This is a genomic window from Echinicola sediminis, assembly GCF_054777495.1.
This window is the reverse complement of the sequence record NZ_BAAHAP010000085.1, coordinates 1-21978: the sequence shown is the minus strand read 5'-3', so window position 1 is coordinate 21978 and position 21978 is coordinate 1. Positions and strand designations below refer to the sequence as shown.

Annotated in this window: 20 protein-coding genes and 1 riboswitch; of the genes, 4 read left to right on the top strand and 16 right to left on the bottom strand. The window is 45.0% G+C overall.

Going from position 1 to position 21978, the window contains the following annotated elements:
• Positions 1 to 282: DUF4919 domain-containing protein (locus tag ACYVAA_RS17840; protein WP_460544304.1), on the bottom strand; the 282-nt coding region annotated here is incomplete at its 3' end.
• A 27-nt stretch (positions 283 to 309) separates the two neighbouring features.
• On the bottom strand, positions 310 to 1095 hold the full coding sequence (locus ACYVAA_RS17835) for a tetratricopeptide repeat protein (RefSeq protein ID WP_460544302.1): 786 nt from the start codon (positions 1093 to 1095) through the stop codon (positions 310 to 312).
• Between the two features lie 620 nt (positions 1096 to 1715).
• Here ACYVAA_RS17835 and ACYVAA_RS17830 point away from each other — a divergent pair.
• A complete protein-coding gene (locus ACYVAA_RS17830; RefSeq protein ID WP_460544300.1) occupies positions 1716 to 2141 on the top strand; it encodes a heavy-metal-associated domain-containing protein in 426 nt (141 codons plus the stop codon).
• A gap of 23 nt (positions 2142 to 2164) precedes the next feature.
• Positions 2165 to 3229: a globin family protein gene (locus tag ACYVAA_RS17825; RefSeq protein ID WP_460544298.1), complete on the top strand. Its 1065-nt coding sequence runs from the start codon at positions 2165 to 2167 to the stop codon at positions 3227 to 3229.
• A gap of 1339 nt (positions 3230 to 4568) precedes the next feature.
• On the opposite strand, the gene hisB is transcribed toward ACYVAA_RS17825, so the two are convergent.
• The 14 genes from hisB to ACYVAA_RS17755 all read right to left on the bottom strand — a co-directional run bounded on the left by hisB (position 4569) and on the right by ACYVAA_RS17755 (position 18400).
• Positions 4569 to 5666, bottom strand: a complete 1098-nt coding sequence (hisB, locus tag ACYVAA_RS17820; protein ID WP_460544295.1) for a bifunctional histidinol-phosphatase/imidazoleglycerol-phosphate dehydratase HisB — start codon at positions 5664 to 5666, stop codon at positions 4569 to 4571.
• A gap of 55 nt (positions 5667 to 5721) precedes the next feature.
• The gene (hisC, locus tag ACYVAA_RS17815; protein WP_460544293.1) at positions 5722 to 6789 is read right to left on the bottom strand and encodes a pyridoxal phosphate-dependent aminotransferase; all 1068 of its coding nucleotides are present in this window, start codon (positions 6787 to 6789) and stop codon (positions 5722 to 5724) included.
• A gap of 1 nt (position 6790) precedes the next feature.
• A complete protein-coding gene (hisD, locus tag ACYVAA_RS17810; RefSeq protein ID WP_460544291.1) occupies positions 6791 to 8083 on the bottom strand; it encodes a histidinol dehydrogenase in 1293 nt (430 codons plus the stop codon).
• 26 nt (positions 8084 to 8109) lie between these two features.
• Entirely contained in the window at positions 8110 to 8970 is an 861-nt protein-coding gene (hisG, locus tag ACYVAA_RS17805; RefSeq protein ID WP_460544289.1) for an ATP phosphoribosyltransferase, read from the bottom strand.
• Positions 8971 to 9247: 277 nt separating this feature from the next.
• The gene (hemA, locus tag ACYVAA_RS17800) at positions 9248 to 10489 is read right to left on the bottom strand and encodes a glutamyl-tRNA reductase (RefSeq protein ID WP_460544287.1); all 1242 of its coding nucleotides are present in this window, start codon (positions 10487 to 10489) and stop codon (positions 9248 to 9250) included.
• Between the two features lie 367 nt (positions 10490 to 10856).
• The gene (locus ACYVAA_RS17795; protein ID WP_460544285.1) at positions 10857 to 11285 is read right to left on the bottom strand and encodes a hypothetical protein; all 429 of its coding nucleotides are present in this window, start codon (positions 11283 to 11285) and stop codon (positions 10857 to 10859) included.
• A 314-nt stretch (positions 11286 to 11599) separates the two neighbouring features.
• Positions 11600 to 11848 (bottom strand): RES family NAD+ phosphorylase, encoded by a 249-nt coding sequence (locus ACYVAA_RS17790; RefSeq protein ID WP_460544283.1) that lies wholly within the window; start codon positions 11846 to 11848, stop codon positions 11600 to 11602.
• Positions 11849 to 11853: 5 nt separating this feature from the next.
• The gene (gene parS / locus ACYVAA_RS17785) at positions 11854 to 12312 is read right to left on the bottom strand and encodes a type II RES/Xre toxin-antitoxin system antitoxin (protein ID WP_460544280.1); all 459 of its coding nucleotides are present in this window, start codon (positions 12310 to 12312) and stop codon (positions 11854 to 11856) included.
• Positions 12313 to 12624: 312 nt separating this feature from the next.
• A complete protein-coding gene (locus tag ACYVAA_RS17780) occupies positions 12625 to 12981 on the bottom strand; it encodes a translation initiation factor (RefSeq protein WP_460544306.1) in 357 nt (118 codons plus the stop codon).
• Between the two features lie 5 nt (positions 12982 to 12986).
• A complete protein-coding gene (locus ACYVAA_RS17775) occupies positions 12987 to 13838 on the bottom strand; it encodes a universal stress protein (RefSeq protein ID WP_460544278.1) in 852 nt (283 codons plus the stop codon).
• Between the two features lie 218 nt (positions 13839 to 14056).
• Positions 14057 to 14971 carry a prenyltransferase gene (locus ACYVAA_RS17770; RefSeq protein ID WP_460544276.1) on the bottom strand — a complete coding sequence of 305 codons (915 nt, stop codon included), beginning with the start codon at positions 14969 to 14971 and terminating at the stop codon, positions 14057 to 14059.
• A gap of 69 nt (positions 14972 to 15040) precedes the next feature.
• Positions 15041 to 15637, bottom strand: coding sequence for a glutathione peroxidase (locus ACYVAA_RS17765; protein ID WP_460544274.1), 597 nt, complete (start codon positions 15635 to 15637; stop codon positions 15041 to 15043).
• A 2-nt stretch (positions 15638 to 15639) separates the two neighbouring features.
• Positions 15640 to 17430, bottom strand: a complete 1791-nt coding sequence (gene argS, locus ACYVAA_RS17760) for an arginine--tRNA ligase (RefSeq protein WP_460544272.1) — start codon at positions 17428 to 17430, stop codon at positions 15640 to 15642.
• A gap of 19 nt (positions 17431 to 17449) precedes the next feature.
• Positions 17450 to 18400, bottom strand: a complete 951-nt coding sequence (locus ACYVAA_RS17755) for an arginase (protein ID WP_460544270.1) — start codon at positions 18398 to 18400, stop codon at positions 17450 to 17452.
• Positions 18401 to 19317: 917 nt separating this feature from the next.
• Positions 19318 to 19429, top strand: a riboswitch (SAM riboswitch).
• 124 nt (positions 19430 to 19553) lie between these two features.
• On the opposite strand from ACYVAA_RS17755, the gene ACYVAA_RS17750 reads away from it, so the two are divergent.
• Both ACYVAA_RS17750 and ACYVAA_RS17745 read left to right on the top strand, forming a co-directional pair.
• Entirely contained in the window at positions 19554 to 20039 is a 486-nt protein-coding gene (locus tag ACYVAA_RS17750) for a hypothetical protein (protein ID WP_460544268.1), read from the top strand.
• Positions 20040 to 20242: 203 nt separating this feature from the next.
• Entirely contained in the window at positions 20243 to 21631 is a 1389-nt protein-coding gene (locus ACYVAA_RS17745) for an arginine decarboxylase (RefSeq protein ID WP_460544266.1), read from the top strand.
• The last annotated feature ends 347 nt before the right edge of the window (positions 21632 to 21978 follow it).

The window sequence follows — 21978 nt, the reverse complement described above, 5'->3', positions numbered from 1 at the left end:
ATCCTTTTGAAGAACATGCGATAAACTGTCCTGGAATTCAGATTTAGCATAAGGGGCATATTGCTCTTGAAATGAATAGCCGTAGTACAAATGCCTTTTTTCTTCCAGTGTAAAAGTGGAATCAGCCTCCAGAAATCGTTGCATTAAGGCCTCATAAAATAAAGGGGTGCCTTGTTTACGGATGTTGGTGGCTATCTCATCGTAGTCAGGCTTTTCAAAGGCCCAATCTTGCGCAAAGCCTGGCAAGCTCAGAAGACAGAATAATACGATTAAACGATTCATGGCTTTGGGATATTAAGGGTTCTATGGTCACATACACTTATCCAGATTTTCCTTAGCGTACTTGCTGCCCTTTTGGGCGGCTTTTCTGAGGTCCAGGCAGGCCTGTCCCGGATCGGAATCCAGCAGGCATACGGCTCTTCTGGCCAGCGCTTCATAGTGGTCGGGCTGCTTGGCCAGCACCTTGTTGAAATCTTCCAGGGCCCAATCTGTTGCCCCCATGCGCATATAGGCAAAGCCCCGGTTGTAATGGGCCTTTAGGTTGTCCGGGGCATATTGTAGGTACATATTGAATTGTGCTGCTGTGGTCAACGGGTCCCCCAGGTTGGCCTGGACAATGCCCCGGTAGAAATAGATGGACGGGTTTTTCGGGGCCAGTTTTTTGGCCGCAAATAAAAATTCGTCTGCCGATTCATAATGTTCGTTCTTGATCATGGCCCTGCTGAGCAAAATCAGGAGTTCGGGGTTTTCGGGATCATATTTGGCCGCCAGCAACAGGAACTTTTCGGCCAGCGCATAGTCCCGCCTTTCCCAGTGGACCTTTCCGATCCCCATGTAGGCGGAGGCGTTTTGGGGCTTTAGCTGCAGGATCCTCTTATAGTCCCTAAGGGCCTTGCTGTACTCCTCCAGGGCTTCATAACTCATGGCCCGCAGCTGTAGGGCCCGGGTGTCGGACATCTGGACGAAAAGCATCCAGTTCAGTTCGGAGACGGCCTCTTCAAAATGCTGTTGATCAAAAAGGCGCTGTGCGGTGTCAAAGGTTCCGCTGCAGGAAGAAAAAAGCAGCAGGAGCGATAGGGGATATAAAAGTTTCATGGCTATTTGTTTAGTTGTTAAACTAATGAAATAGTTTTACAATTCCAATAGGGGGGCAGGAATAGATAGGATGGGGTCCACGAATTACACGAATATAGGGGTCCACGAATTACACGGATTAGCACGAATTAATTTTTTTTGACTCTCCGGAGTTTTGCACGTAGTACAAATGATACAAAATACTTAACTGAAATCCTCCTAAAGGCCTTTGGAACCTTCGTTTTTGGGACAGTTGATGGAGGTGTTAAGAAAATGAGTTAGCTCGCGAAGTGGACGAGCGAGATCCACTCATTTTTAGCCTACAGCAAATGGCACAAAATCAAATTGAGGCAAACTGAACGTAATCAAAAACGAGTTCACTCAATTTGAAGAAGGCTCCATGGCCTAGATTTTTGGTTCTTTTCATCAATGGAAAAGAACAGAAGACAATAAGAACCTTATAAAATTTGGTTACGTTCAGCACTGTGGATAATCTGATTACCAAAATAGATCCTTTAGAATCAACTATTTAACCCTCCTTATATAGAAATTCCATCCTTGCTTTTAGATTTTTTTCAGCCCTGACTGATCCAATCCCTTTGGGCGGGTCGTATATCTTTCCACAACAAACTAAAAGAGCGATGATCAAGAAAATCCTAATCGGGGCGGCAGCTGTAGCTTTATTTTTAACAGCCTTGCTCGCCCTGCACATTTATTTAGTGACCGATGACCGGACAGCGGGCCCCAATTGGGCGATGAGCCAGATAGATTTCAATGAGGATATTGATTCCTTAAAGTCCGTATCGATTAAGGAAAAGCTATTGGACACGGAAGGGGTCAGGGATGTCCGCGTCAACGGGGTGTCCGATTACCTGATCGTTTTATACGACCGAAAACAGCATAATCCCCATGATTTGGTGGACAGGGTCAACCAGGATTACCGGTTGCAATCCTCCTTGTTCCAGCCTTCCGAAGAACAGCTGGCCGCGAGTTGCCCCGCAATAGACAGGGGCTCGCTGACCTATAAGTTGGGAAGCTTTTTCGAAAATGCATTTACTCAAAAATAATTCTCACATAAACCTTTAGAAAAATGAAGAAATTAAATCAACTAACGGCTTACCTCATGCTCCTGGCAGGGGTGGGCTTTACTGCCTGTGGAAATGATTATGAAGACTATGAGCCACCGGTAATGGACGATTCCTTTTATGCTACCAAGCTGGGAGGGGAGACCAAGGTTGCAGATCCTGACAACCAGGGACAGATGATCGAGCAAGGCTACCTCAACCTCAGGGTGGTAGTGGACGGAACCGTGATGCTGATCGCCAGTGATGAAAAATACGCAGAATTGAAGCCCTATTTCAATGTGCTGCTGGCAGAAGTTGGGGCCGGAAACACCTCTGGATATACTACTTTGGTGAAGAATTTTACCGACCTTCTTGCCCAGTCCACAGGAGCTCAAAACTTCACCTACGGAGGGATGAGCATGGCCGATGCCCATGATCCCAGCAAGAATGACCGTATGAACGGTATGATCGACAACGATGATTTTGATCTGTTTGTGGAGGCGGTAGTTGAATCAGCGACTGATGCTGGATTTGGTAGCCAGGACATACTCGGTCCGGTGGGTGAACTCCTGGAAGGAACCAGGGGGGCGATTGTCCAGCGTGAAGAGGACACCATGATCGATCTCTATACCCGTCTTGGAGGTACCGTGATGGTAGAAGATCCCCTCAACCCGGATAATATGGTGGAGGCCGGTTATGCGCCTTTGAAGCTGGTAGTGGATAAGACCGTCATGCTTATCGCCAGTGATCCTGAATTTGCTGATCTGAAGCCTTATTTTCCGGTATTGTTGGCAGAAGTGGGATCCGGAGATCTATCGGGCTATACGGCTTTGGTCAATAATTTCAGTGACTTGCTTGCCCAGTCCATCGGTTCGACCAATATCACTTACAGTGGTATGAGCATGGCGGATGCCCATGACCCTGCGGTCAATTCAAGAATGACGGGCAAGGTAACCGCCGAAGATTATGACCTGTTTATCGGTGCTGTGGTCAAAGCGGCAACAGAATTAGGTGTACCTGAGTCTGTGATTGGAGAGTTTGGTGTGTTATTGACCGGTGAAGGACTCAAAGGAGCAATTATTCAGGGTTAGTGCGAATTTGGTGAATTGTTGAGTTGGTTAAGTGATACCTTGGGCTCCCTCCTTAATTTAGGCCAGGGAGTCCAAAGGTTATTATTGTTTTGATTTTAGGGGATGCAAAGCCCTTTGATGGGGAGGTCGGGATGGCAAATCCCGACCAGCTTCCCCAACCAATCACAAATTGCCAATAACTCAATAGCATTTACACCAAATTGGTTTGATGGTTCAATCGACAAAAAGAGGCCTGTCACCATGACAGGCCTCTTTTTCTAGGTTGTGCCGATCCGCCTGAGCAGACAGGCGCGGTCGAGGAGTTCCCCCCTTTAGGGGGATAGGGGGTATTTTGTACCATTTATACTAGGTGCAAAATTTCGGATAGTCAGATTAATTTATTCGAATTTCGAATCACCAATAACAAGTAACCAATAACCCAATAACTAATCTCGGTTGTGCCGATCCGTCTGGGCAGACAGGCGCGGTGGAGAAGTTCTAGGGGGTAATGAGGTAAAGAGGACAGGCAATCTCATCTGTCGAAGCGGGACTGCCGTGTTGTACCCACTCGCAGTGACGTTCATAAAGCGAATTCAGATAAATGTTGATTTGCTCGAATCCGCAATCATGAATAACCAAATAACCCAATAACCATTAACCAACCTACAGTACTCCTTTGATGCTTGGCAGCTTATCCTGATTTTATAAACTGCTCTAAGGTGTTGAGTTGGTATTCCAAGGTGGTCAAAGGCATTAGCGGGAAGGAGTCTTCCTTATTGACTATTTTGGCGGCTAATGCACGTAGACATTGTATGCCCAGACCCCGGGTTGCACCTCCTTCGTCGGCTTGCCCGGGGTTATTTATATTATACCCCTTTGGGGTAAGTTTTGATTAGTGCAAGTAGCTTAGTACAGGTTGGTTTTGGATGTCTCTGTGCTAAACCAAGGCTAGAAGCGCCTAATTTGATCCCTTTACAGACCTATCTTCCAATTATGGTAGTTCATAACCCGTTGTCTGCCAATCTCGATAAAAGTTTTTTTGAACGTAGACACCTTAATCTACCCGAATACTTAAATTTTATTTCCAATTGTATTCCGCATAAAGCCTCTTTTTCTCGGTTGTACAAATCCGTCTAGGCCGACAGGCGCGCCGGAGAAGTTCCCCCCTTTAGGGGGATAGGGGGTAATGAGGCAGGCAATATCATCTGTCGAAGCGAGACTGCCGCGTCGTCCCTCCTCGCAGTGACGTTCATAAAACGAACTCAGATAACTGTTGATTTGCTCGAATCCGAAATCACGAATCACCAATAACCCAATAACCCAATAACCAATAACCAATAACGAATCACCATTGACCAACCTACAGTACTCCCTTAGTACTCGGCAGCTGGTTCAGGGCAGCGATGTCCCTTTTTACGGCCATTTTGATGGCCCTGGCCAAGCCTTTGAAAATCGCTTCGATTTTATGGTGTTCGTTGTTTCCTTCTGCCTTGATGTTCAGGTTGCACTTGGCGGTATCGCTGAAGGATTTGAAGAAATGGTAGAACATTTCCGTCGGCATATCGCCGATTTTCTCACGGTTAAACTCCGCTTCCCACATCATCCAAGGTCTTCCACCAAAGTCAATGGCTACCTGGGCCAATACATCGTCCATGGGCAATAGGAAACCGTAGCGGTAAATGCCTTTTTTGTCCCCCAAAGCCTTTAGGTAGGCTTCGCCCAAGGCCAGAGCAGTATCTTCAATGGTGTGGTGTTCGTCGATATGGAGGTCTCCGCTGACCTTGATTTCCAGGTCTGTCCCGCCATGTTTGCCCAATTGCTCGAGCATATGGTCAAAGAAAGGAAGTCCGGTGTCGATGGCGCATTTTCCGGTGCCGTCCAGGTTGACGCTGATCTTGATCTGGGTTTCGGAAGTACTTCTTTCCACACTGGCCTTGCGGGCAGGAAGGCGGAGGAATTCATAGATTTTGTCCCAGTCAGTAGTGCTTATTGCGGCTCCTTCGGTCTCTTCCTCGCCGATAAATATGGCTTGGGTACCAAGGTTTTGGGCCAATTGGATGTCCGTTTTGCGGTCACCGATGACATAAGAATTGGCCAGGTCATAATCACCCTCCATGTATTTAGTCAGTAGGCCTGTCCTCGGCTTTCTGGTAGGTGCATTTTCATGCTCAAAGGACTTGTCGATATGGATGTCCGCAAAGATTACTCCCTCTTGCTCCAGTGTTTTGAGCATTTTAAACTGGGCAGGCCAGAAAGTGTCCTCCGGGAATGAGTCGGTGCCCAATCCGTCCTGGTTGGTGACCATAACCAATTCATAGTCGGTTTCTTCGGCGATTTTACGAAGGTTGGAAATGGCTTTGGGGAAGAACTCCAGCTTCTCCAGACTGTCCACCTGGAAGTCTACCGGTGGTTCTTTGATGATGGTTCCGTCCCTATCTATAAATAGTACTTTTTTCATTGTTGTTTATGGTTTTACCGGCGCTTGGCCAATTACATCACTTAAAGGCTTGAAATTATACGGTGGCCAGTTCAGCAGGGCATTGCTGTAAGGCATTGATCAGCTTTTCATTTTCTTCCCTGGTACCCACCGAAATCCGGAGACATTCGTGACAAAGCACCACTTTGGACCGGTCCCTGACGATGATCTTGTTTTCAATCAGGTAGTCGTAGGTTTTTTTTGCAGCAGGTACTTCCACCAAAAGGAAATTGGCATGGGTAGGATAGATCTTTTTGATCAGGCCCATTTTCTCAAATGCCCCTTGCAGGTATTCCCTTTCATCAAGGATTTCCCTGACCATCCGCTCCATCTTCGCCGTATCGCTGATCGCTGCCAATACCGTCTCCTGTGTCAGTCCGCTGATATTGTAAGGGGGCTTGATCTTATTGATGATTTTAGTGATTTCCGTGGAGGCGAAGGCCATCCCCAGTCTAAGGGAGGCAAGTCCCCAGGCTTTGGAAAAGGTCTGCATCACCAAAAGATTGGGATATTTTTCCAGTTCTGTGGTGAAGCTGGCCTCATCGCTGAAGTCTATATAAGCTTCATCTACCACTACCAGGCCTTCAAAACCTTCTATTACCTTTCTGATGTCCTTCCGGTCTACCTTATTACCGCTGGGGTTGTTGGGGGAACAGATGAAAATGATTTTGGTATGGCCGTCCACCGCTTCCAGAATGGTATCCGGTTGCAACTGAAAGTCCGAAGTTAAGTTGACCCGTTTGATGGCAATATCATTGACCTCTGCACTGACCTCGTACATGCCATAGGTAGGGGGGAGGATGATGATATTGTCCTGTCCCGGTCTGCAAAAAGCCCTCATGAGCAGGTCAATGGCCTCGTCACTGCCGTTGCCCAGGAAGATCTGCTCGGCAGGAACCTTTTTGATCGCGCTGATTTTTTCTTTCAAGGCATGCTGATAGGGGTCAGGATACCTGTTGAAATCATCGGAAGTGATGGAGCCAAAAGGGTTTTCGTTGGCATCTAGAAAGATTCCTTCTTTGCCGGAATATTCGTCCCTGGCGGAGGAATAGGGCTTCAACTGCCTTATGTGCGGGCGTAAGAGCTTGTTAAGGTCAAAGGCCATATTATAAGTTGTCTTGTAAGTATTTCAAACGGACAGAAACGGCATTTTTGTGCGCATCCAGCAGTTCATTGCTGGCCATCACTTCGATGGTGGGCCCAAGGTTTTGGATCCCTTTTTCTGTGATTTTTTGGTAGGTGATCTTTTTGACAAAACTGTCCAGAGAGACCCCGCTGTAGTTTTTGGCAAAGCCGTAAGTGGGCAGGGTGTGGTTGGTTCCCGAGGCATAATCACCGGCCGATTCAGGGGTGAAATTGCCGATAAACACCGACCCAGCATTGACGATGCTGGAGACTACCTCTTCTTCGTTGTCCACGGCAATGATCAGGTGCTCAGGGGCATATTCGTTGATCAGTGCGATGGCCTTGTCCTGGTTGCCCATGATGATGGCCACACTGTTTTCCAAGGCTTTTTTGGCTATGGCCTTCCGGGGCAGCTTGGCCAATTGTTTTTCCACTTCCTGAAGCACTTTGTCCGCGACTTTGGAAGATGCAGCTACCAGTACCACTTGGCTGTCCACGCCGTGTTCGGCCTGTGACAGCAGGTCGGAGGCCACAAAGGCCGGAACAGCCGTTTCATCCGCGTATACCAACACTTCGGATGGACCGGCAGGCATGTCAATGGCAATGCCCTGTTTGGTGGCCAGCTGCTTGGCTGCAGTGACATATTGGTTTCCGGGCCCGAAGATTTTGGCTACCTGGGGAACACTTTCCGTACCATAGGTCATGGCCGCAATGGCCTGGGCACCGCCTGCTTTGATGACTTTGTCTATTCCGATCAGGTCGGCAGTATAAAGGATGGCCGGATGGATTTTCCCTTCCTTGTTGGGAGGGGTACAGAGTACTATTTCCTCACAGCCGGCAATATTGGCCGGCACGCCCAGCATCAGTACCGTGGAGAACAAAGGGGCCGTTCCTCCGGGAACATAAAGTCCTACCTTTTGGATGGGCACGCTTCTTCTCATACAGGTAACCCCCTCCATTACTTCCATTACAAGTTCAGGGGTGGCCTGGGCTTCGTGGAACTTTTCAATATTGTCTTTGGCCGTTTGGATGGCTTTTTTCAAGTCCTCATCGACCAGCTCATAAGCCGCTTTGATCTCATCCCTGCTTACCAGGAGGTCCTTGATTTCTACATGATCATATTCCAGGGCGAATTTTTTCAGTGATTTGTCTCCTTGCCGCTTTACCTTGCGCATAATCGGCTTGACGATCTTCTGAATCTCCTTCATCTTCTGAACCGGACGGGCCAGTTCTTTTTTCCATTCGCTCTTAGCCGGATTGGTTATGACTCTCATGTTCGTGTGTTTAAAAATGAATTGTATTACAGCACCATTTTTTCGATCGGAACTACCAAAATCCCTTCAGCACCTGCCGCCCTCAATTCCTCGATGTTTTCCCAAAACTGGTCCTCATTCAGTACCGAGTGTACGGATGACCAGCCCTCTTCTGCCAAAGGCAAAATGGTTGGGCTTCTCATACCCGGAATCAGGGAGATGATTTTGTCCAGGGATTCGTTAGGTGCATTCAGCAGCACGTATTTATTGCTTTTGCCGGTCTGAACGGCATTGATGCGGAAAAGAAGCTTTTCCACAATGGCCATTTTTTCCTCGTTGAGGCCTTTGTGGCTGATCAACACCGCTTCCGATTTGAAGATCTCTTCCACTTCTTTCAGCCCGTTCATCATCAGGGTCGATCCGGAGCTTACGATGTCACAGATGCCCTCTGCCAAACCAATGCTTGGAGCGATTTCCACTGAGCCGCTGATTTCATGGATTTCAGCATTGATATTATTGGCATTGAGGTAGTCACCGAGAATTTTGGTGTAAGAGGTGGCGATATTTTTGCCTTCAAAGTAAGAAAGGCCGGTATATTCTTCGCTTTTGGGGATGGCCAGGGAAAGGCGGCATTTAGAAAATCCTAGTTTTTTCAGGACATCTACATCCTTGTCTTTTTCTACCAGTTCATTTTCTCCCACGATGCCCAGGTCAGCTACTCCGTCAGCAACGTATCCGGGAATATCATCATCCCTAAGATAAAGGAATTCAATGGGAAAGTTGGTGGATACGGATTTTAGTTTTCCGGTACCGTTATAAAATTTGATGCCACATTCTTTGATAAGGCGCAATGAGTCTTCACTTAGTCGGCCGCTTTTTTGGACGGCAATGCGAATAATATTTTCCATGAAATAAAGATACGAATATGAATAGTTCTTTTCGAAATTCTGAGAATCAATCGGGCTGCAGCTCAAGATATCGCACAGCCTCTGGGGCGATATGTAAATAGTATTCCTCCTTAGGAGGAATGGTGGAAATGATGAACAGTTACAGTATGCATTACTGCAAAAAGTTGGTTGTTGGAGATATGTGTTGTGATGCTGTTCATGATATGGTCACAAAGTTAATCATCAACCGCAAACATCCAAAAAATCGAAATGTTTTTTGACCAGAATTAATAATTCCTTAAAGAAATGTCTGAGTTATCATCGAATTGTAAAGGTGACGTTTTTCGCTGTCAGTGATGGACTTCATGGTGAGGACGGTCTTTTTGATGATTTTTTGGATCATGGCATTCATGATCAGCTCATATTGCTCATTCCGCTCAGCGGGTACCTCTTTCTGGAACCTGTCCAGCTCTTCTGCCTTAATGGTTTCCAGGGCAGATTTCATGGACCGGATGATCTCCAGGTTTTTGTTTTCCTGTTTCCAGCTCATAAACTCCTGAAGGTAAGCGTCCAGGATTTTTTCGACATGGGCTTTGCTGGCCTGTTTCCGGGCCAGGGTTTCCTCGGTCACCTTGCTGATGTCATCCATGTCGAAGAGCATCAGTCCGGAGAGGTTTTTTACAGCTGGGTCCACGCTTCTCGGGACGGATATGTCCACGAGCACTTTGAAGGCCTGATTGAAGCTCCCAAAGTGCTCCGCTGTGATGATGGGTTCCGGAACACTGGGTGTGGAAATGATAATGTCATGGTCTTCGACTACGCTGGCCAAATGGGCCAGGCTGCTATAAATAAGCTGGGTTTTATTCTTGGTATTGAAAAGGGTTACTTTATCTTCTGTACGGTTGACCACGGTCAGTTCTTCGAAGCCTTTTGAGATCAAGTGTCTGCATACATTTTGGCCCATCTCCCCAAAGCCAAGCACGGCGATTTTGGGGGATTTGAGCATACTACTGTACTCTTCTATCATATCTACGGCGGCATAGGGTGCGGAACTGATCCCGCTTCTAAAGGCCGTCTGGGAGCTGATTTTTTTATTGGCGGCAAAGAGGGCATGCATCAATCGGTGGATGTAAGTCCCCGCAGTATCCTGTTCCTGTGCCAAAGCGTAGGCAGCCTTGAGCTGGGAGATGATCTGGGCATCTCCCAATATTTGGGACTGAAGGCCGGCGGAAACCTTGAAAAGGTAGGCCATGACCTGTTCTTCATTGCTGTAGTTGATAAAATGATCTTTGGCCAGCTGTTTTTTTTGCCCCTTAAGTTGGCAAAGGAGGTCAAAAATGGACACCGATTGATCCTTTTCTGCCGTGTAGAGGATTTCGGTGCGGTTGCAGGTCGATAAGACCAGTATTTCTGAAATAGGGGGAAGCCCCTTGCATTTGGCAATTAGTTCGGTGGTTTCAGTCTGGTTCAGCGCAAACTTTTCCCGGAGGGTGATATCCGTATGTTGATGTGATAAACTTAAAAGTCTAAATTGTGCCATAATAATTGGTAGAATCTGATGAAGATCTAATATGCTTTGCTACTATGTACGAAGGACTTTTTGGGTTTGGATTGAGGGGGAGGGAAAAATAGTTCCTTTTCGGAAGGGATGGAGCGGATTTTATTCCAGCAGTCTATGAATTGGAAGGTTGGTCCACGAATGGCACGAATTGCACTAATATTTTTCAGTTGCTTTGAAAGAGCTCAGGAAATTTTCTTAATTGTTTTAATTTTCAATGTAGATTGTTACAATTCTATTCGTGTTTTTCTTGTAATATATTGAAAAATAGTAGGTTAACCGGGTGTGGGTTAAATGACTTATTAGAATTAAAGGTCATTGTATGTTTAAAAGTGCATAACAGCGATAATTATGAAATACCTATCATTCGATCGTCAATAAGTATCCAAAATGCAAAACACCATAAATATTTCTTTTCCCAAACGGCAGCATATTCATCCATTTTTTCAGATTCTTGAATAACTGTCAATGGTAAATATTTTGAGTTACGCAACAGCATATAGTTGTAACTGTTTTGTGTGAAAAATGAATCAATTATTTCTTTATTATTCTCGGAGTGGACAGTCGATATATTTATATTCTGCTTCTGGAATATTTTACTTATTTCCTCAACATTAAAGTTTCCAATTACTTTAATGTTGCTTGTCCATTGATATTGAAAAAATGTGGAATTAGTGTCTTTACCCAATTTCTGACTTAATGCAGCCGTTCCAAAAAACAGTAATGATAAATAGTATAAGGTCATTATCGTTATGGTAATAAAAATTGATTTTTTCATTAGTTCATTTTAATTTTTTACAAGATTTGTAGGTGAACTTCATTTATCGTTGTTGACTTAGCCGGAAGGTTATAAACTGTAATACAAGTTCACGAATGGAACGAATGGCACTAATTTTTTAGTCTTGAATCAAAATGAAATGGTTTTCTCTCCACTATTTTTACCTTTTTATGGTAATCTGGATGTCTACAATTAAGGATATAATTATGAGGACTTTGAATAATACAACTAGGGACTTTCAAAGCAATGGATTTAGCTTCACCGGCCCACTTCTCTGCAATTTCAGATAATATAGTTGGGGCGGGGTAATCCATCTAGTTTTTGGGAAGTGATTCTATTTTTAATTCTATGATTGAGTCAGGTATTTCAAGGGTCAAAATATCAAGATTTGGGATTAGCATTGGAGGGGTATGGACAATGGTCTCAAGCAGGGCTATTTCTTTGTTCGCCCCAGTGTAAAGTACGGGAGTTCCCTTTTTATTCCATCTCCCACCATGCATTGCTGCTCCTGCCCCGGAAATGTCTCCAGCATGTTTGCTTGCAGTTATTCTGTAAACAATCATATGCGTTAGCTGTAAACACCATGCTCTATTCGGCCTATTATGTCTTTGACTTTGGAAATTCCTCCCGGTACCTCAAGTAATTCTAGTGGTTCCATTCCTCCTAGTGCAGTATTGGGAAGGTTCAACCACTTAGAAAAGTTTTCCTTGCTGTCAAAAACTTCTTGACCATATAAAAATAAGTCAGTAAGCTCAAAAAGTAATATAGAGTAATTCTTTTCCAGGCTTTTACTGGATTTTACCCATCGGTATAAAGTGGGGGAGGATATATTTAACATGTTCGCAGTGTCCTCTCTGGAAATATTGAAGTAATCCCTAAAATTGTTAATAATAGCAGCATTAATCCCCTTAGAGGCTAGATAGATAAAGTCATAAGGGCTTTCTATTTTGGTCCGAACATATTTTTTGCCTAAAACTTCAATAAGTTTTTTATAGTGCTCTGTGCTTGTTTCTCTTTCTTTTATCATTTGATAATATATTTTATTATATGAACGATATCAAAGGAATATAGTTTCGGTTGCCTCCCTAGTCCTCTTTTGCAGCGAGGACTGCTAAATCTCAGCGCTTATCAGCGTAATCCCTGCCTTCGACAGGCTGGAGCGGGGTACTTTTTTTACTAAATGAACCTGATGGCAATCCAAACATCATCATCAATTCGTACATGAGTTAGTATGCGAAAATAAAAGAATGCAACTCATTATATATGGTGTGTTGAGTTTAGTTTGTGGTTCAATTTTTTAATCTAAAAAGGAGTGGTTTGATGAGCCACTCCTTTTTTGTTATCCGCCGGATTTTTTTGCTTTGTAGTTTTCCTTTTGCAGTATGTCCAGGACCTTGTCTCTGAGGTCTCCCTGTATGATGATTTCACCGTCTTTGGTGCTGCCACCCACGCCACATTTGTTTTTCAGCAATTTACCGAGGTCTTTCAGGTCTTCCTCGGAGCCTATAAAGCCGGTGACCAGCGTGACCTGTTTTCCTCCCCGGGCTTTTTTGTCCAGCATGACCTTGAGGTTTTGCTGCTGCGGAGGGAGGGTTTCGGCCGCTTCTTCTCCAAAGCTGTCATACTCAAAATCATCACTGGTGGAGTAAACTACCCCATCTCTTTTCTTCCAATCGTTGTTTTTCTTTCTGCCCATAAAATTTACTTCATTTTCATGGTCCATACAGGTCTTTTGGAGTGGTTGACCACATCTTCGGCAATACTGCCGCTCAAAAGGTGCATGAAACCTGTCCTGCCATGGGTAGCCATGGCGATCATATCAATATTATTGTCTTCCGCGTATTGGATGATGCCGTCTTCCTCGGTATCACTGTTATAGATTTCCAGGGTTATTTGCTCCAAATGGTGCTTTTTGACGAAGTCCTGGATTTTTGCCTTGCTTTCCCGGCTGGTCTCAAAAGAGTTGGGGGTGTTAATCTTTACCAAATGGAGTTCGGCCCCCAAAGTATTTTGGATTTCCTTTAACCGGGAAATGATGACATCATTTTCATCGGTGAAGTCACTGGCAAAAATAATATTTTTTACATCAGAAGGGGCGACTTTTCCTTTAATGGTAATCACGGGGCAGGCTGCGTGCCGGACCACTTTTTCTGTATTGGAGCCGATCAGCAGTTCCTCCAGGCCACTGGAGCCCTTTGATCCCATGATGATGATGTCCGCTTTGGATTCGGTAACCTCATTGGAAATGCCGGCGTAAGGATTGCCGAAGGTCATTTTTGAAGAAAACTGATAAGGCTTTCCCTTGTTCTCTTCATCGATTTTTTTTAATTGCTTTTTCCTTTTTTCTACCAGTTCTATCACAAAAATATTGTTGAAATCCTGGCCCCCGATGCCGACTTCCCCCATGGTGTTGAAATTTTGGACGCTGCTGGGGATTTCGATGACATGCAGGAGTTTTAACCTCCCCTTGGTGGTGCTTGCCAGTTCTTTGGCAAACTCAAAGGCGTTTTCCGCCTCTTCTGAAAAATCGAACGGAACTAAGATGGTTTTCATAGTTACTTATTTAGGTTATTGCCTTGAAAGTAATAAAGTACGAAAAAATGACAGCTTAAACGAATCAAATAGCCAAATGATTATTGCATAGTCGGCTGAGGATGAAAACTGGGGGAAGGAAGCAGAAGGACTGCCTGGCGTTCTGGAAATCCCCCTTATTGGACTTGGTAGTAGACCTTCTTAAGCTACAGGTGCAAGCCCGGCAACCCTGCCAAATGTCAAGCGAAGACGAGCAGTCCGGCACCAAAGGCCAGTACCCACAGCAGGGTGGAGATGGCCATTTTTTTTAGAAAGGGGTCCAGCTCCTTGGAACTTGTCCTTTTGTCCACCTGGCTGGCAATGTGGACCATCAGCGGGGTGACGGCCAGTGCCAATAACCCACCATAATTGTTCTCCAAAATGGAGAATAAGACCAACGATAGGTTTCCCAGGAGTATCAAGGCCCAGTTGTATTTTACAGCTGCTTTTCGTCCAATGCGGACCGGGATGGATTTTTTACCGGCCTTCTGGTCAGACTCAATGTCCCTGATATTATTAATGTTGAGCACGGCAGTGCTGAAAAAACCAAGGGAGACCGCAGGTAAGATCAAAGCTGTGGAAAAGCTCATGGTGTGCAGGAAATAGGTGCCCAACACTCCGAGCAGACCGAAAAAGAGGAAGACGGAGATGTCTCCCAGTCCCATATAGCCATAAGGATTGGTGCCTGAAGTATAGTTCACCGCGGCAAAGATAGCCAGTAAGCCAAGGCCTATAAAAGTGAAGAAAACCAACCAGCTATCCAGAGCGATGTAAAGCAGTCCGATTCCACTGAGAAAGCTAAGGATTCCCAAGAGGATCATAGCATTTTTCATTTCCTTTGGCTGGATGATGCCGGACTGAACGGCCCGAATAGGTCCTTCCCGTTCATCGCTGTCCGCACCATGGACGCTGTCCCCGTAATCATTGGCCAGGTTGGAAAGTATCTGGAGCAGGGTAGTCGTCAAAGCGGCGAGAGCAAAGACTTCCCATTTGAATAAGCCATGTGACCAGGCAATAAAGCTGGCCATAAGGATGCTGGCCAAGGCCAAAGGAAGGGTCCTCAATCTGACGGCATGCAGCCAGGCCTGCCTCTTGTTCGCTAATGTGACGTCCACTGTAAAATAGGGTAAATGATGAAGAGCTTCCTGATTACAGAAGCTCTTCCTTATTAATATACAATCTTTTTAGGCTTCTATGAGCTTGATGATTTCTTCATCAAAAGGATTGACCGATGATTGGAAGAAATGCTTCAGCTCACCGTTTTCATCGATGAAGTACTTGCAGAAATTCCAAGTGGGCTCTTGGTCATTCCATCCGTTCATGGATTTGTCCGAGAGCCATCGGTAAAGCGGATGCTTGTCCACGCCTTTGACGGAAACTTTTTCAAACATCGGGAAGGTCACACCATAATTTCCTGTACAGAATTTCTTGATCTCTTCATTGGTGCCAGGCTCCTGTCCACCGAAATTGTTGGCAGGGAAGCCTAAGATGGTGATTTTATCCCCATATTCCTCATTCAGTTTCTGCAGGTCCTCGTATTGCGGGGTATATCCACACTTGGAGGCCACATTGACGATCAGCAGTTTTTTGCCTTTGTATTGGCTGAAATCCACCGTGTTGCCGTCAATGTCGGTCATGGTAAAATCGTAGAGTGTTTTTGGCTGCATGTCAGCTTGGCTTTTCGAGGCAGTTTCATAGGCTGCATCGGACTGGGTTTGTTCTGTTTTAGCACCACAGGCTACCAGGGCTACCATGGCACAGATAAAAACTAGGTTTTTCATAATTACATTCTTTCTGGGACTTTTACTCCTAATAACTTCATTCCGGCCTGCAAAGTTCTGGCCACCTGCGCACTTAATGCCACGCGGAAGCTTCGGACTTTTTGGTCGGCTTCGCTAAAGATAGGAAGTTCTGCGTAAAAGCGGTTGTATTCCTTTGCCAAATCGAACATGTACTGGGCGATGACAGAGGGGCTAAGCTCTTCACCTGCCTGTTCAATTTTCTTTTCGAAATTGTTCAGCAAAATGATCAATTCCTTTTCGGTCTCTTCAATATGGTCCAGGGCGTCAAATCCATCCAACTGATAGTTCACGCCGATTTGGTCCGCCTTTCTCAATATGGCGGCGATCCGGGCGTGGGAGTACTGGACAAAAGGCCCCGTATTTCCCTGGAATTCGATGGATTCCTGAGGGTTGAACAGCATGCGTTTTTTCGGATCCACCTTCAAAAGGAAGTATTTCAATGCGCCCAGCCCAAGCATTTCATACAGCTCTTTGGCCTGTTGTTCAGAGAAACCCTCGATTTTGCCAAGTTCCTTGGTGTGGCTTTCTGCAGTATCGATCATCTCCTGGATCAGGTCATCAGCATCCACCACCGTGCCTTCGCGGGATTTCATCTTGCCGGTAGGCAGGTCCACCATGCCATACGAAAGGTGGTAAAGCCCTTCTCCATAAGGCCGTCCCAATTTGCGCATGATTTTAAAGAGAACATCGAAATGGTAATCCTGTTCGTTGCCCACCACATATACCGACTTGTCGATTTTAAAGTCTTCGTATTTCAGATCAGCTGTACCCATGTCCTGGGTGATGTACACGGAGGTGCCATCCCCCCTGAGGACCAGTTTTTCGTCCAGTCCTTCATCCGTAAGGTCTGCCCAAACGGAGCCGTTGTCTTTTTTGAAAAACACGCCTTTTTTCAGGCCTTCCTCTACGATGTTTTTTCCCAGCAGGTAAGTGTCTGACTCGTAATAATACTGGTCAAAGCTCACACCCATTTTAGTGTAAGTGGCATCAAATCCTTCGTAAACCCAGCCGTTCATGGTTTTCCACAAAAGCACGGTTTCCTCATCCCCCGCTTCCCACTTTCTGAGCATCTCCTGAGCTTCCAGCATGAGCGGGGCCTGCTTTTTGGCTTCATCTTCTGAAAGACCGCGTCCTACCAACTCCTTGATCTCCTCTTTGTAGGCCTTGTCAAAAAGCACATAGTATTTGCCGGCAAGATGGTCGCCTTTTAGTCCACCGGATTCAGGGGTTTCCCCATTGCCGAAGCGCTGGTAGGCCACCATGGATTTACAGATATGGATCCCTCGGTCATTGACCAGGTTGGCCTTGATTACTTCATAGCCGTTGGCCGCCAAGATTTCTGACACGGCAAAACCAAGGAAGTTATTTCTCAAATGTCCCAAATGGAGGGGCTTGTTGGTATTGGGGGAACTGAATTCCACCATCACCTTTTGGCCCTTGTCAGGCAGCTGCCCGAGGTTTTCTTTCTGATAAAGCTTTTGGAACACCTCCAGCCAGGATTGTTCGTTCACAGAAATGTTCAAGAATCCTTTGACCACATTAAAGCCGCTCACCACCGCACAGTTTTCTGCCAGGTACTGGCCGATTTTTTCGCCACTGTCTTCTGGCTTCATCTTGGTGAATTTCAAAAATGGAAACAACACAAAGGTATAGTTGCCCTCAAATTCCTTTCTTGTAGGTTGCAAGGCCAGCGTTTCAGGGGCCACCTGATGATCAAAAGCTGTCTCAAAAGCTTGGCTGATGGCTTTTAGAATTTGTTCTTGAATGGTCATTCTTGTTTTAAATTTATCTTCAAAAGTTGTTTACCAGGGAATGGGTGGTGGATTCCAGTACCTCGAAGGCTATTTCTGCCATGGCATTTTCGGAATCCAAAGTAGGGTTTACTTCCACGATTTCCCAGCAACATACTCGCTTGTCTTTTATAAATTCTTCGTTCAAGTGGATGGCTTCTTTCACCGTCAATCCATCCGGAACCGGTGTGCCCGTACCGACGGAAATGGAGCTGTCCATGCTGTCCACATCGAACGATATGTAAATTTGTTCGCAATCTTTTAGGAGTGCCAAGGCCTCTTTGGCAATGGTTTCCACTCCTTTTTCCCTGACCTCTTTGGTAGGGAAGTTTTTAATACCGTGCTTTTGTATCAAATGATCCTCCGGCTTTTCGGTATCCCTGACGGAGATGTACACGATGTCCTCCGCTTTGATCTTGGGGAAATCCCCGCCGATCTTTTTGATCTTTTCCCAATAGGCAATCTCCTCGTCCGAAGGGGCCTGCTGTTGGCAGTCCAGATTGTCTTCCTGTAGGCACATCCCCAAGGTCATGCCGTGCATGTTCCCCGAAGGAGAAGTATAAGGGCTGTGGATGTCCGCATGGGCATCGATCCAAATGACCCCCAGCCTCTTTTCAGGATCGGCCGCTTTGATGCCCATGATGCTGCCCGCAGCAGTGGAATGGTCCCCGGCCAGGATGATGGGAAACTTTTTCTCCTGGCGCAACTTCCTGACCGTTTCATAGACATTGGTGATTACCTCCAGCACCCCGTCAATGTATTTTGCATTGGGAAAGGGATTGTTTTTCCAAAGGTAATTATTGGCGTCAGGAACATTGATGGGATCAAACTTGGTAAAAAAGTTTGATTTTTTATCCCAACTGGCCACTTTGAGGGCGTCCACTCCCAAGCTGGCCCCACGGGTACCTGCAGCTAGTTCTGATCTTACTTCGACAAGCTCGATGTTTCTCATAGGAATTTAATCTCAAGGTTTATTTGGGTAATTTATCGGCCCTCTTCTCAAAGGCCGAAATAATCCCACAAAAGTAGTTAAAAATGTGCATTTAATAAGTAGTTGGAAAGTTTTAACCCGGATTATGCAATAGGATTCGTTATAGCCTGTCCCGGCTACTGTCGGGAAGGACTGAAAATGCAAGAAAATCAGTCCCGATAAATCGGGAAGCAAAGCGACTGATTTTAAAGCATTTTAAGTCCGTAATACTTGTGCGCCGTGGCGTAGATAAGCAAATGCATGTTTCCATCTAACTTATGTCATAATCTCAGTTCAAGTTTCAAAGACGTCATTCCGAGGCTTGGCGTAGGATTGCGAGAAGGAAGCTGTGGGAATCTCATAATAAGAAGATTGCCGCACCCTTTCCTCCCACACTTACCCAAGCACAAAAGGGTTCGCAATGACGCAGCGATCCTATTTCACTGCTTTTAAATCGAACTCAGGTTCATAAGTTAGCTATTGTACGTTACTTTTTTATAAGTCTTGGAATTCGGGTTTAAGGTTTGAATGTCGGAAAGTTGATAGCATAGCCAGTGGGTTTTCAGTTGGGGAGTAGCCCAACCCAGGTCTTTGGAGATGTCGATCTTGGCGAAGGACATAGACCAGTAGACCAATTAAAGAGGAAATTGATAATAGTTTATCCAGGGTTTTAAATCAGGGGATATATTCCATTATCATCGTAAGAATACTTTTTTGGCTTAATTCTGTAAAAAGCGCTTAGGAAGGCCTGCAGCTTAGCTTTTGATCCCTTGTAAGTTAGGCGGGAAAAAACTTTTAAAAATAAAACCCTACAAAATCTATAGGGATATTAGTATTTATAAAAAATTGTAGTACCTTTGGTGAAGTTATTAGTGAAGCGCCAGCGAAGGCCAGTAGCTAATTTATAAAGAATAGGGGAGAGAACAGGCTCTGAGAACCTATAGCAACCTATCCCTCGTGACAGAGAAAAGGTGCTAAATCCTGCCTCAATCAATTAAGGACCTATAAATTATGAAAAACATGGGCACACAACGAATTCGGGAGTTACAGCAAAAGAAAATCATCCATTGCAATTGTTGATCTAAAACAATAGCGGCAAAAAAGACAAACTAGTAACACTAAAAAACGAAATACCATGACAGCAATAGCTTCTAACTATAATTCAGCACTATCCACCAATACTTTCAGTTTTCAATCTGTCATCCGGAACCTTCCTACGGAGGAATCCATCAGCGTACATGATTGGTTGAAGGAACATGATTCCGTTCAGGTAGAAGGGGAAGGGGCCTTTAATTTTGGGAACTTTCCGGGAGCAAACAAAAGCTTTCAAGCAATCTACTTTAGCCTGACTGGCGAATTGGCCGAGCATTATGCCCTTTTCAGGGGAATTGTTCTGGCTGGCCAGCCCAAGGAAGTGTTTTTGGAAAATATCCATGAAACCAGAAGCTTTACCCTGAAGTTTTACAAATCCAACGAAGCCATCGCCAAGAAATATGTGGAGAAAGTTTTCAAGATGGTAGGTGAAGAAATCAGGTTCAAGCAAGTGCTAAGAAAAGTATTGGCCAATCAGGAGAAGCACCAATTGGAAGAGCGCTTGTTATTTAACGATCTAAAATTCTGAAGGCATTAATAAACCAGAAACAATAACCATATCCTACTCCCTGGCCTCACGGTCAGGGAGTTTTTGTTTTTTTAAATCAGAATGAGAGGGCCTAGGATTTGGAGGTGCATGAAATATTTTCTTACTTAAGAAAGTTACCTTTTTGAAATCCCAATTATCTGGTGCAATTTTCGCCCTCTTAAGTCATTAACCTTTGAAGCCTAATGAACAAATACATTGACCTAATTCAGCAAACTTTTGATTTTCCTACCAAAGAGTTCAAGGTGGAAGATAATCAGCTCTTGTTTAATGGGGTGGATTTGATGGAGATCATAGAAACCTATGGTACCCCGCTGAAGCTTACTTACCTGCCAAAGATCAGCGAAAGCATTCAAAATGCTAAGACCTATTTCAACAATGCCATGCAGGCCCATGATTACCACGGGAAATACACGTATTGCTATTGTACCAAGTCATCCCATTTCAGTTTTGTGCTGGATGAGGCCCTGAAGAATGATATTCATATCGAGACCTCTTCTACTTTTGACATTCCCTTGGTCAGGAGCCTGTACGAAAAAGGAAAAATCACCAAAGATACCTACATCGTCTGCAATGGCTTCAAAAGGGACTTGTATAAAGAGTACATAGCAGGTTTGCTCAATGATGGTTTTAAAAACTGTATTCCGGTTTTGGATAATTTGACCGAAATCGATTACTACCTGGAGCATGTCAAGGTACCCTTTCAGGTAGGGATCAGAATAGCCGCGGATGAAGAGCCTAAGTTTGGCTTTTATACTTCCAGGTTGGGGGTGCGCTACAAGGACATTATTGAACTTTACGAAACCAAGATCAAGAACAATCCCAATGTCAGCCTGAAAATGCTGCATTTCTTTATCAATTCAGGTATCAGGGATACAGCCTACTATTGGTCGGAACTGACCAGGTTTATCCAGAAATATGTAGACCTGAAAGCCATTTGCCCGGAACTGGATACCATGGATATCGGTGGTGGCTGGCCGATCAAGACCAACGTGTTTTTTGACTATGATTACCAGTATATGGCCGATCAGATCATCAAAAACATCAAGTGGATGTGTGCCAAAAACAATACCGTGGAACCCAATATCTTCACGGAATTTGGCAGCTATACAGTTGGTGAAAGTGGGGCAGTGCTTTATTCGGTTTTGGAAGAAAAACTGCAAAATGACAAGGAGCTTTGGTACATGATCGATGGGTCATTCATTACGCAATTGCCGGACAGCTGGGGCCTGAACCAAAAGTACATCATGCTGGCCGTAAACAATTGGGACGAAGAATACCATAATATCAACCTTGGAGGACTGACCTGCGACAGCATGGACTACTACAACTCTGAGGCGCATCAGTACAATATATACCTGCCCAAGAAGGAGGACCACAAACCTCAGTACATCGGCTTTTTCCATACCGGTGCCTATCAGGAGTCACTGGGAGGCTATGGAGGAATTCAGCATTGCCTGATTCCTGCCCCCAAACATGTGCTGATTGATCGGGATACAGATGGATCCATCAAGCACCGATTGTTTGCAGAAGAGCAGACCAATGAAAGTATGTTGAAGACTTTAGGGTATTAAATATCAAAGTGGCTGTCTCATAAGTAAAATTATCTGAGCCCTACACAAATAATATTTCGTTGTAGTCTGTAAGTCAGTGGAGAAAAGGGGCATCTTTGCCTGGGGTGGAAGCCCTAGGTAAAGGTGCCCCTTTTTATTCTAAATCAGGAATGCCATCGCTGTGCGCTTCAAAAAGTATCTGATTATCTGGATTGTTGCCACAAATGAAATTTTCCGATAGTTCCATGAGTTTCTTTGAATTTATAAAAAAAAATGTGTATCTACAATGTTGCACGTAACCAAATCTTATAAGGTTCCTGTTGTTTTCTGTTCTTTTCCATTGATGAAAAGAACCAAAAATCTAGGCC